The 11,216-nt window shown below is 43.4% G+C and carries 11 protein-coding genes; 8 read left to right on the plus strand and 3 right to left on the minus strand.

From position 1 onward, the window contains the following. Positions 1-238: 238 nt before the first annotated feature. From msrA to bchM, 3 genes are read right to left on the minus strand one after another with little or no spacing between them, the layout of a single operon-like run. Complete coding sequence (gene msrA, locus IM479_RS21545) at positions 239-721, minus strand: peptide-methionine (S)-S-oxide reductase MsrA (RefSeq protein WP_287686213.1); 483 nt, start codon at positions 719-721, stop codon at positions 239-241. Next, entirely contained in the window at positions 714-1,481 is a 768-nt protein-coding gene (gene panB, locus IM479_RS21550; RefSeq protein WP_287686214.1) for a 3-methyl-2-oxobutanoate hydroxymethyltransferase, read from the minus strand. The genes msrA and panB overlap by 8 nt, the downstream gene beginning before the upstream one ends. A 3-nt stretch (positions 1,482-1,484) precedes the next feature. Beyond that, complete coding sequence (gene bchM / locus IM479_RS21555) at positions 1,485-2,177, minus strand: magnesium protoporphyrin IX methyltransferase (protein WP_286826097.1); 693 nt, start codon at positions 2,175-2,177, stop codon at positions 1,485-1,487. Positions 2,178-2,443: 266 nt separating this feature from the next. Here bchM and IM479_RS21560 point away from each other — a divergent pair, with 266 nt between their 5' ends. The 8 genes from IM479_RS21560 to IM479_RS21595 all read left to right on the plus strand — a co-directional run bounded on the left by IM479_RS21560 (position 2,444) and on the right by IM479_RS21595 (position 11,090). Next, complete coding sequence (locus IM479_RS21560) at positions 2,444-3,046, plus strand: choice-of-anchor R domain-containing protein (protein ID WP_287686215.1); 603 nt, start codon at positions 2,444-2,446, stop codon at positions 3,044-3,046. Between the two features lie 148 nt (positions 3,047-3,194). Continuing rightward, positions 3,195-3,467, plus strand: coding sequence for a hypothetical protein (locus IM479_RS21565; RefSeq protein WP_425185089.1), 273 nt, complete (start codon positions 3,195-3,197; stop codon positions 3,465-3,467). Then, a complete protein-coding gene (locus tag IM479_RS21570; RefSeq protein WP_287686216.1) occupies positions 3,464-3,685 on the plus strand; it encodes a DUF2283 domain-containing protein in 222 nt (73 codons plus the stop codon). The genes IM479_RS21565 and IM479_RS21570 overlap by 4 nt, the downstream gene beginning before the upstream one ends. A gap of 166 nt (positions 3,686-3,851) precedes the next feature. Further along, entirely contained in the window at positions 3,852-5,273 is a 1,422-nt protein-coding gene (gene pyk, locus IM479_RS21575) for a pyruvate kinase (protein WP_287686217.1), read from the plus strand. A gap of 156 nt (positions 5,274-5,429) precedes the next feature. Beyond that, complete coding sequence (gene modA, locus IM479_RS21580; RefSeq protein WP_287686221.1) at positions 5,430-6,227, plus strand: molybdate ABC transporter substrate-binding protein; 798 nt, start codon at positions 5,430-5,432, stop codon at positions 6,225-6,227. Between the two features lie 150 nt (positions 6,228-6,377). After that, positions 6,378-8,216, plus strand: a complete 1,839-nt coding sequence (gene modB / locus IM479_RS21585; RefSeq protein ID WP_287686218.1) for a molybdate ABC transporter permease subunit — start codon at positions 6,378-6,380, stop codon at positions 8,214-8,216. A 118-nt stretch (positions 8,217-8,334) separates the two neighbouring features. Next, positions 8,335-8,787, plus strand: a complete 453-nt coding sequence (locus IM479_RS21590; protein WP_287078735.1) for a hypothetical protein — start codon at positions 8,335-8,337, stop codon at positions 8,785-8,787. A gap of 104 nt (positions 8,788-8,891) precedes the next feature. Next, complete coding sequence (locus IM479_RS21595; RefSeq protein WP_353737574.1) at positions 8,892-11,090, plus strand: NACHT domain-containing protein; 2,199 nt, start codon at positions 8,892-8,894, stop codon at positions 11,088-11,090. Positions 11,091-11,216: the final 126 nt, after the last annotated feature.

The raw sequence follows: 11,216 nt of genomic DNA on the forward strand, positions 1-11,216 counted from the left end.
TCGGCCTTGAACGAGTAAAACTTTCTAGGAAATAAGGTTGAACATTGGATTTTTTCGACTTGTTCAAAGTGGCCGGAGGGCATTCGGACACTCAAAACGGACGGGTCGAAAGTGTCAGACTTAAGCAATTAAGCGTTTTTCGCTATCTGCGTCAACCCCGTTCAGCGACCACCCTAAAAAAGTGGCGTGGTGAGGAATCGCCGTCCGTTTTACGGCGGCGAGGATGTCAAGTTTTCTTCTAGAAATCCTCGACCGCTCGCGGCAGTTTTTTCTCTAAATACTGTTGATGGGACTGATCAGCCAGATAATAATCTCCTGCGGGTTCGATCAAAGTAACGATATCCTGCTGAAACTTTCCCGATAGTTGTAGTTGACGCTTGGAAGCAGTGGCGATTAACTTTTGTTCCAGGGTGTGATAAAAAATAATCGATCGATATTGTTCTCCCCGGTCCGGTCCTTGGCGATTTAACTGAGTCGGATCATGGATTGACCAAAAAACGGCTAATAACACCTCGTAGCTTATCTCTTGGGGATTATAAGCAATTTGTGCCACTTCCGCATGACCGGTAATTCGCGATAACACATCGAGATAACTAGGATTGGGGAAATTTCCCCCCATATAACCCACAGAAGTCGCTAAAACACCAGGTAAACGCCGAAATGAGTCCTCGGTTTTCCAAAAACAGCCCGCCCCAAAAGTAGCTTTTTCGCCGCTATTCATTTCCCCTCACATCCTTGGCAAATTCCACCACTGCTTTTGTAATTGTCTCGCTTAAATTAGCATAAACTTTGGCAAAAGGGGGAGCTTTTTCGGTTAATCCTAGAATATCCGCCGTTACTAACACCTGACCATCACAATCCTCCCCCGCACCGATACCAATCGTCGGTATAGTCAATTTATCGGTAATAGTAGCGGCTAAATTGGCGGGAATATGTTCCAAAACCAGGGCAAATACTCCCGCTTTCTCCAAGGCTAAAGCTTCCTCGATTAATCTTTGTGCATCCGATGGAGTTTTTCCCTGCTGACGGTATCCCAACCGATGCACCGACTGGGGAGTTAATCCGATATGACCCATAACAGGGATGCCTATCTCGGTTAAACGGCTAATAGTCTCGATCATAGCGGGATAACCTCCCTCTAATTTTACCCCTTGCACTCCCGCTTCCTTTAACATCCTTCCTGCCGAGTGAATTGCCTGACTGACACTTTCCTGATAGCTGAGAAAAGGCAAATCACAGACAACTAAAGCTTGTTTTACCCCGCGAGACACGGCCGCCGCGTGGTGAATCATCGCCTCTAGGGTGATCGGTAAAGTGGTAGGATAGCCCAAAGCGGTCATAGCTAAGGAATCACCTACCAAGATAATATCAATTCCTGCTTGATCGAGCAGTCGCGCGATCGGATAATCCCAAGCTGTGAGGGTGACAATCGCGCGTTTTTGCTGTTTCCACTCGATTAATTTGTTGGTGGTGACTGCCATTATTTATTCACTGCGGACAGCTTCGAGGATACGGGAAAAATAGAAACGAGTGCTAGTCATACTCGTCCGTTCAATTTTAAAGCCATTTTCGTTGAGAGCGGCGACAATAGTTTTTTCCTTGTGTTGATAGGCACGAGTGGTTTTACTCGGACCGGGGAAAAATTGACCAATTTTCTTGAGAATGGTTAATAAACAGGTTTTAGGGGCAAAACTGAGGATTAAACGGGATTGAGCTAGGGATCCCAGGTGTTTAATCATTCCTAAGGCTTCTTCTGTGGGATAGTGAATAAGAACATCAACACAGATGACTGTGTGATATTGACCGGTTAATGCTTCTAAATCTTGAACGGCAAAGGTGAGTTTACTGGTATCTGCTAACTCTTTGGCTGCTCTTTCCTTGGCTTCTGTCACCATTTTCTCAGAAATATCACTAGCGAAAATAGTTGCGCCCGCTTTAGCGAGGGGAATACTAAGACTCCCGACTCCACAACCGGCATCACAGATCGAGAGATTAGGCAAATTGTCATCACTTTCTAACCAACCGATAACGGTATCGATCGTCTGTTGATGACCGATGCGAATATCTTTTTGTACTTTGTTAACTTCGCCATCCCCATAAATCCGGCGCCAGCGATCGAATCCTGTGGCGTTAAAATAGTCCTTGACTATGGCTTTATCGTCTAATGTGTTGGTCATAACGAAATCTAAACGAGCGGAGATGGTTATTAGTTTATCCTACCGTGAAAGCCGGTTTTAGGGATTTAGTCTTGGGTCTCTCTACCCTTGCCAGAAACGAGAAACTCTGCTATTTTGCTGGTGAGTTTATTTTTTAGGCAGTGTCTCAGAAGATAAACCATCAATCAAGCATCGTTCTATCTTTCACTTTATGAGCTTAAAAATGAGCAAAAATCAGCAAATTCTGGCAAAAATCGGGGGGGGGTAGCCTTGCTCTCCTTGTTTCCTTGGCTTTAGGACAACAGGCTTCTGCTGTCACCCTTGTTGAAAACTTAACTCAATCAAATAGTGCCGACGGTACTGTTCATTCCACCGCCTGGACAGGATCAAGCTTTACCACTGGCAGTGGCAGTTATAATCTTGAATCTGTCACTCTTTTATTGCAAGAAAACACCGCAGGTGACTTGTTTGTTGGTCTCTATGGCAACAATAGTGGAGTTCCTGGCACTCTGATAACCACTTTTACCAACCCTGGTTCTATTACTACCAGTCTCGCCAATAACACCTTTACCCTTGCTACCTCCCAGGCATTAACCGCCAGTACCACTTACTGGTTAGTCAGTGGAATTTTATCTGGTTCTGGAACTTACTCTTGGGGTTATACATCGTCTGACTCTGAAACAGGACTCCCTGGCTGGACTATTGGTGCTGGTTACGTTGAATCTACAAATCAAGGGGGAACTTGGATTTCTTACCCTACTGGTGGCCCTTACCAATTTAGCGTTAATGGGACAGAACAGTCCCAGTCTATTCCTGAACCCAGTTCCGTTGTTGCCCTGTTAGGATTAGGAGGATTAGGGTTGGTCTCTAGACTGAAAAAACAAAAATAAGAAGTAGGGTGGGGGTGACTCCACTTTTTTTATCTGGTGCTGGGGTTCTATCTTAGCACCAGACAAGGGAGGTTTTGCCTCACCCCAAGCCCTGCCCTACCGACATCAGGGGGTTAGGGGGGAGCGGGACAGCCGAAAATTAGATTTAGTGACCTTGAAATTTGATGAATTAATTGCCATGCCAAAATATACATTTACTAGCTATTTTAAAAATGATGTTTTGACAAAACGCCCTTACCTCAAAAAAGAATGGTGTATTTACGTGATCGAAAACCCTATCCGTTGTGAACCCCAAGAAGATAATCGTTTTCGCTTTTGGGCAAAAATAGAAGAATTTGGCGATCGTTACTTGAGAGTCGTTACCCTAGCAGACAAGATTACTATCCATAATACCTTTCCAGACAGGAGCTTTAAACCATGAAGATTAACTACTACCCAGAAACGGACTCCCTTTATATCCACCTTACAGACAAACCCAGTGTTGATAGCCAAGAAATTGCTGAAGGTGTCGTTGCTGATTACGATGAATTAGGGAATCTAGTCGGTTTAGACATTGATAACGCCAGCAAAAAAGTGCAACTCGGTGAGTTTATCTCAAATGTCGGGGTGAAGACCCTCGCTTATGGCAGAGATAGTTAATTCCCCTCATCCCCAACCCCTGGGAGAGGGGGAGAAAGATGCTTGCTACGAATAAAGAAAAATGGGACAAGTCTGTGGAAAAGCTTAATTTGTTTTCCGCTTCACCGTTAGTTAACCTAAAGTGAATATCATGTAATCGTTCCAAGATTCGGTCAATAAGGGTTCCATGTCAATTATTACCCATAGAACTAAGATCGTAGCCACGATCGGCCCTGCCAGTAATTCGCCGGAAGTCCTTAAGGAGATGATCGGTGCGGGGATGAATGTAGCGCGGCTAAACTTTTCCCACGGTAGCTACGAAGATCATGCGAGAGTTGTTAGCCTTTTACGGCAAATTTCTCAAGAATTAGACAATCCGATCACTCTCCTGCAAGATTTACAAGGGCCGAAAATTCGCGTTGGTAATCTCCCCAATGGTTCCATTACCATCAACAACGGCGATTATCTCACCCTTGTACCCATGGATGAGTATCAGGGAGAACCGAACACCGTTGCGATCGATTATCCCTATCTGGCCGAGGAAGCACAGCTAGGTGAGCAAATTCTCCTTGATGACGGCTTATTAGAGCTAAAAATCGTTGAAATTAACGGAAAAGACCTAAAATGTCAAGTGTTGGAGGGAGGAATTCTCAAAAGTCGCAAGGGAGTCAATCTACCCCGTCTCAATTTGCGCTTACCTTCCATGACCGAAAAAGACAAACAAGACCTAGAATTTGGTCTTTCTCAGGGGGTTGATTGGGTTTCCCTGAGTTTTGTTCGTAAAGGAGAAGATATCAAGGCGATTAAAGCATTTTTAGCCGAGAGAAATCGTGCGGATGTGCCAGTGATAGCTAAAATTGAAAAACCGCAAGCGATCGAAAATTTGGAGTCAATTATCGAGGAATGTGACGGAATTATGGTGGCCCGGGGCGATTTGGGGGTAGAATTAAGTCCCGAAAAAGTCCCCATGTTGCAAAAACGCATTATCAAACTCTGCAACATGAAAACTATTCCCGTCATCACTGCCACCCAGATGTTAGAAAGCATGATTCACAATCCCCGACCGACTCGGGCCGAGGCTAGTGATGTGGCTAATGCGATTATCGATGGAACCGATGCGGTGATGTTATCGGGGGAATCAGCAGTGGGAGATTTTCCCGTCAAAGCAGTGGCTATGTTGGCCAAAATCGCCCATGATGTGGAAGCGGATGTGAAGTTTGATAATGTTCCCCCCAATCAGTCCGATGAAACTCACGCTCTCAGTGAGGCTTTAGTGGCGATCGATCAAACCCTTGATCTCCGTTATATTGTCACTTTTACCACTTCTGGCTACACTTCGCTACTGGCTTCTAAGGAACGTCCCTCGGTTCCCGTCATTGCCATGACTCCCAACCAACGAGTCTATCACCGTCTCAATCTAGTCTGGGGTGTGATCCCGATTCTTCTTGACCATCAGGTGTCTGTCTTTGAGGATGTGTTAAAGCAAACGGAATCAATTCTGCTTCAGAAAAATCTAGCGCAATCGGGCGATAAAATCCTGATTATGGCGGGAATTCCCATGCAGAAAACTAAAGGCACTAATTTCCTCAAAATTCACACGATTTCGTAAGTTCTAGGAGTCGGGAGATTATTTTTATTTATTCTTCCCACACCCCACACCCCACACCCCACGAAAAACTTTTTGCCGCAAAACCTAGATACAGATTTCGGGCGGTGGATTGGTTGTGATAGAGGTATAAATATCGATCGCTTGCTATCAATCTTGATGAAAAGACGATATTTTCTGGCTTTTATCGGCTCAATTGCCCTTAGTTGCTTATTATCTCTGGGCATAAACCTTTTTTCATCTACTATCACCACCGCGCAAACCCAGACAATTCTAGTTTCTGCCGCCGCTAGTCTCAAAGATGCCCTAGAAGAAATCAAGCCGGGGTTTGAAAAAGCCCATGGCAACATTAAAGTTAACTATAACTTCGGTGCGTCGGGGGCTTTGCAACAGCAAATTACACAAGGTGCGCCGGCCGATGTTTTCGTCTCGGCCGCGACTAAGCAAATGGACGCTTTAGCAAAAGCTGGTTTGATCGATACAAGTACCAGAAGAAAACTGCTCACTAATCGCCTAGTTTTAATCGTTCCCAAGAATTACACCCTAAAAATTAGCGATTTTCGTTCTCTGACTAACAGTAATGTCAAAAGAATTGCCGTGGGTGAACCGCGCAGCGTTCCCGTCGGTCAGTACAGCGAAGAAGTTCTGAAAAATCTCGGCATTTTAGAGCAAATAAGACCAAAACTGGTCTTTGCTAACTCTGTCCGTAATGTTCTCGCCGCCGTAGAGACTGGTAACGCCGATGCTGGCATTGTTTACATCACCGATGCCAAAATTTCCGACCGGATAAAAGTAGTAGCTACGGCTGCCAATAATCTCCATTCTCCGATTATTTACCCGATAGCTGTAATCAAAGCTAGTAAAAACCCGCAAGCTGCCAAGACTTTCGCCCAATATCTCACCAGCGCGGCCGCTAAAAACATTTTTGAAAAATTCGGCTTCGGAATAGCCAGATAAATTAGGGGAAGTGGGGAAGTGGGGAAGTGGGGAAGTGGGGAAGTGGGGAATTTCAACTAAAACCCGAAAACCCCAACACCCCAACACCCCAACACCCCCGCAACGCGCACGCAGTGACCACCCCAATACCCAACCCCTGACCCCTGAAAAATGCCAGACTTTTCCCCCCTATGGATATCCCTGAAAACCGCCACCATTGCCCTGATAATCATCTTTTTTCTCGGTATTGCCGCCGCTTATTGGATGTTGGGCTATCGCGGACGGTGGAAATCCCTAATCGAGGGAGTTTTCGTCGCGCCCCTAATCTTGCCCCCGACGGTGCTAGGCTTCATTTTACTGCTCCTATTCGGCAAAAACGGACTATTAGGACAGTTATTAGACTTATTTAATTTTCGCATCGTTTTTACTTGGTATGCCGCCGTTATCACCGCGACGGTGGTAGCTTTTCCCCTGATGTACAAAACCACCCTCGGCGCTTTTGAACAGGTGGATGCCAATCTTTTACAGGTTGCCCGCACTTTAGGGGCATCGGAAGGGAAAATATTCTGGCGCGTACTTTTGCCCCTCTCCTTCCCCGGAGTATTAGCAGGATTAACCCTAGCTTTTGCCCGCGCTTTGGGGGAATTTGGGGCGACTTTGATGTTAGCGGGTAATATTCCGGGGCAAACTCAAACTATCCCGATGGCGATTTTCTTCGCTGTGGAAGCAGGAGCGATGACCGAGGCTTGGATATGGGTGTTTATCATCATATTAATCTCCCTATCGGGAATTATCGCCGTTAATCTCTGGCAAAGTCAACGCAAACAGCAATTAGGACGACCGGGAGAAAGCAAACCTAACGAGATGGAAGACTGGCTGCAACCCTGGGAGGGTCGCGATTTTGCCCTTTTAGAAGCTGAAAATCCCCATTATAGAGATAAAATAGGCTTATTTGTCGATATAGAGAAATATTTACCCGGTTTTAACCTATCGGTAACTTTTAACTGCCAAAATCAGCCCCTAGGACTATTAGGAGCTTCGGGGTCGGGAAAAAGCCTGATTTTGCGATCGCTGGCTGGTGTGGAAACGCCCTCAAGGGGTCGTATTGTCTTAAATGGGCGCATTCTCTTCGATTCCGAAAAGAGAATTAATCTCCCCAGTCGTCAGCGTCGTATCGGTTTTGTGGTGCAGAATTATGCCCTTTTTCCCCATCTCACCGTGGCAGAAAATATCGCTTTTGGTCTCTCGCAAAAGTTACCCACAAAAATTATCCGTCAGCAGATTGCCAACCAATTAGAATTAGTGCAGTTACCCGGCATGGAAAACCGTTATCCCCATCAATTATCGGGGGGACAACAGCAACGGGTCGCCATCGCTCGCGCTTTAGCTAGTCGTCCGGAAGCTTTATTATTAGATGAGCCTTTTTCTGCCCTTGATACCCATCTACGCGCTCAATTAGAACGTCAGATGATCAAAACTTTAAGTAATTACGATGGCGTGACAATTTTTGTTACCCATAATATGGATGAAGCTTATCGAATATGCGAGAATTTATTAGTTATGGAAAAAGGGCGGGCAATTGCTAATAATTCTAAACAGAAAATTTTTGACCGACCAGATAGCGTTAGTTTGGCAAAAATTACGGGCTGTAAGAATTTTTCCCGTGCTGTAATCATTAATAATCAACAATTGGAAGCCATTGATTGGGATGTTAAATTACACACTATTTCCAGGATTCCCGACTATTTAGCTCATACGGGAATTCGCGCCCATCAAATTATTTTTGGTCGAGATTTAAGCGATATTAATACTTTTCCCTGTTGGTTAGCTAATGCCATTGAAGGACCCCATCGGGTGACTCTCTATCTGAAACTTAATCAACCCTCCAATCATGACAGAGATTTTCATATCCAAGCAGAGTTATATAAGGATAAATGGTTAGAAATTAAGGAGCAAGCTTTGCCTTGGACTGTTACTTTATCTCCCCAGCGTTTATTATTATTAAAGTAATGGGTTAATTTTTATCAAGTGCTGACAGATATAGAGCTTCTAAAATCCAAGACCGTCCCGTTAAATACCCGCTCGTGTCATTAGTTAGTGAAAAAGTTTTATCTGGAGTTATAAAATCATGACTGAAAAGGAATCTTGTGATTGGATAATGCGAGTGGATTTACACTTACCCACTCCTGATGAAATGCTGGATGAAATGTTAGAAATAGCAGCAGCGATTGCGTGGGTTAATTACCGAGTGGAGGGGCCAGGTTGTCTGTGGCTGATGGTTAATTCTTGCTGTGAACCTAAATTCATGTATCTACCAGATATCAAGTTAAGGCGAATTGCCGAAAGAGCGCATCCAGAGGTAGATATTTACGATCCAATTAACGAACTCCTGCTGTTAGTTAGTCCCAATTGGGAAATATTTCCGGGGGAATTAGTGGGAGATAATGAAACACATTTTTACTACCGAATTAACGTCAAAGAACGAGTAGGAAAATCCTGTGAAGATTGCTGGGAGGTTTGGGGAGAAAAGTTGGGAGAAGTTGGTCGAGAAGGAATGGTAAAAGTAGTGGAAGATGTCTAAAGTGTCGATTGAGTAATTGATTGCTTACCACAGAGACCCAGAGGACACAGAGTTTTTTGAGTAATTTTTCTGATTAATGAATTAGTGTTATATTGGTAGTTAGGATATGGGAAAAAGGCAAGGAAGTGGTAAGGAGAATGAAGTCTATTCACTGGAAAAAGCAGCAGTTATTGATGATTTTTGTCCTGGCGCTGGCAATTTCAGTCGCGTGGGGGACAATTTTGCCTGTTTCTACTCAAAAGCCTCCTGCGTCTAATCCCTGTAACCAACTTAGGGGAGATATTCAAAATCGGGCAAAACAAGATGCAAAAGCTGACCGGTGGAATTTTTTCAATACTGATAAGAAGAAAAAGACGATTGGTGATATTTTAAATTTGTATAAAGAGGCAAATTCTAAAGCTTCTTGTTTTCCACAGGCTCAATTATGGGATATCTATGAACAACAATATGATGTTAATAAATATCCTGACTGGATACCTGTGCTTGCTATTCTTGTTTTCGGTGGTATTTTGGGGACTGTTATTAGTGATACCTTAAAAAAATGGCTCAATCAGTCTTTAGAAGTGATTAATAAATGGATTTATAAAACCTTCGCTGGAACGCCATTATTTGAAAATATTGCCCTCAAAAAGTATCGACAGGCATTAATTGATAAATATCAAAAACTTAATATACCTTTTCGTCCTCATCGTCCCCTAGAAATGCGGGAGATTTATGTTTCTTTAAAAGCTTTTCAAGCGAGCGATCGTTCTTTGATTGAAGCGGAAAATGCGGTGCAAAAATACGACCGCTTAGTGGTTAAAGGTGCGCCTGGTTCGGGGAAGTCGATGTTATTAAAATATCTAGCACTTTCATATTCAGAAGGACGATTCAAAAATTTATCGGATCGTCTCGTGCCAATTTTACTAGAATTGAACCGCCTCAATGAGACTAATTTGACAGTAGAAAAGTTAGAACAACAGTTAGTAGAAGTTTGCGATCGCCATAATTTTCCCAAAGCTAATCGTTTCATCTCTCAAGGTTTAAAAGACGGACGTTTGCTGCTGCTTTTAGATGGGTTAGATGAGGTTAGTAGTGGCGTTCGCGCTCATGTTGTCCGGTGTCTTAAGGACTTTTTAGAATTAGAAAAGTATAAAAAATGTCGGGTAATTATTACCTGTCGGACGGCTGTTTATAATAATGAGTTTGTCGATAATACCAAGGAAACTTTAGAGATTGACGAATTTAGTGATCAACAAATGCGCCGCTTTTTGCAAGCTTGGAAGTCGCAAATGCCGCCAGAGAAATCAGTAGAACAATTGATTCAAAACTTGCGAGCTAAACCGAAAATTATGGCACTGGCGCGGAATCCCCTACTGTTAACAATCATCGCCTATCTTTATACCGATACTCCCTTCGTTTTACCTCATTCGCGAGCCGAATTTTACACTAAAGCTACTGATGTTTTATTAGAATTGCGCGATCAAGAAAGAAATATCCCTAATCAATATAGTGGTGTCAACAAGCGGCGAGTTCTGCAACATTTAGCACTCTATGCTCAGGATAGCGCTAATCGACAACAGCAAGATCGCCGCAGTCTTCTTGATTCTGAAGTATGGGAACAAGTTAAACAAGTCTTACCTTCATTAAATCTAGAGCCTAAAGAGGCTAATTCTATCGTTGATGAAATCGTCAAACGCAGTGGATTATTGCTTCGCATTGATGGCGGACAGCGTTATTATTTTCCTCATCTCACTCTACAAGAATATTTCGTAGCAGCAGCTTTAACAGACAGACAAGATGAATTAATTCAAAAATGGCAAAATGCTCCTAGCGACTGGCTAGAAATTGTTAAGTTATGGTGTGGATTGGCAAACAATAGTACGGATTTAATTGCGGCTGTATATCAACAAGATGCACTGACAGCATTTGAATGTCTAGCAGATGCTCAAGAAGTAAAACCAGAAGTTGCTCAGGAGATTATAGATTATTTTAAAACACAATTGAGAACCGATGAATCAATTTGTAGTGCTTTTGGCTCAGTAGCGGCTGATTTTCGTCCTAGAGGGAAAGAATTATTTGATTTTTTAGTTGATAGTTTAGATAATTCAGCCAGCCAAAAAGCAGCGGCTAAAGCCTTATCTGCCACTAATTTGCCTCAAGCAGTAGAACAATTAGTTATTTACTATGATCCGAATCAACCCCATTTTATAGAAGTGCGAGAAGCGTTGATCAGAATGGGAGGTTTAGCAGTTAATCAACTAGAATCTTTAGCTCGAAAAGGCTCTATAGAAGCAATGGATGATCTAGTTAGGGTTTGCTGAATAAAGCTAAAAACCTTACAGGAAAAGGCTTTTAGCTAGATTGAGAGTCGCTCAGGTGCCCCTGAATCTGCTAAAATTACTCAAAACCCTTGCATCTTCTCTCCTTAGTACCAATGTATCGCAAGA

Source organism: Microcystis sp. M165S2, assembly GCF_020245885.1.
In the GTDB taxonomy this organism is placed as follows: Bacteria; Cyanobacteriota; Cyanobacteriia; order Cyanobacteriales; family Microcystaceae; genus Microcystis.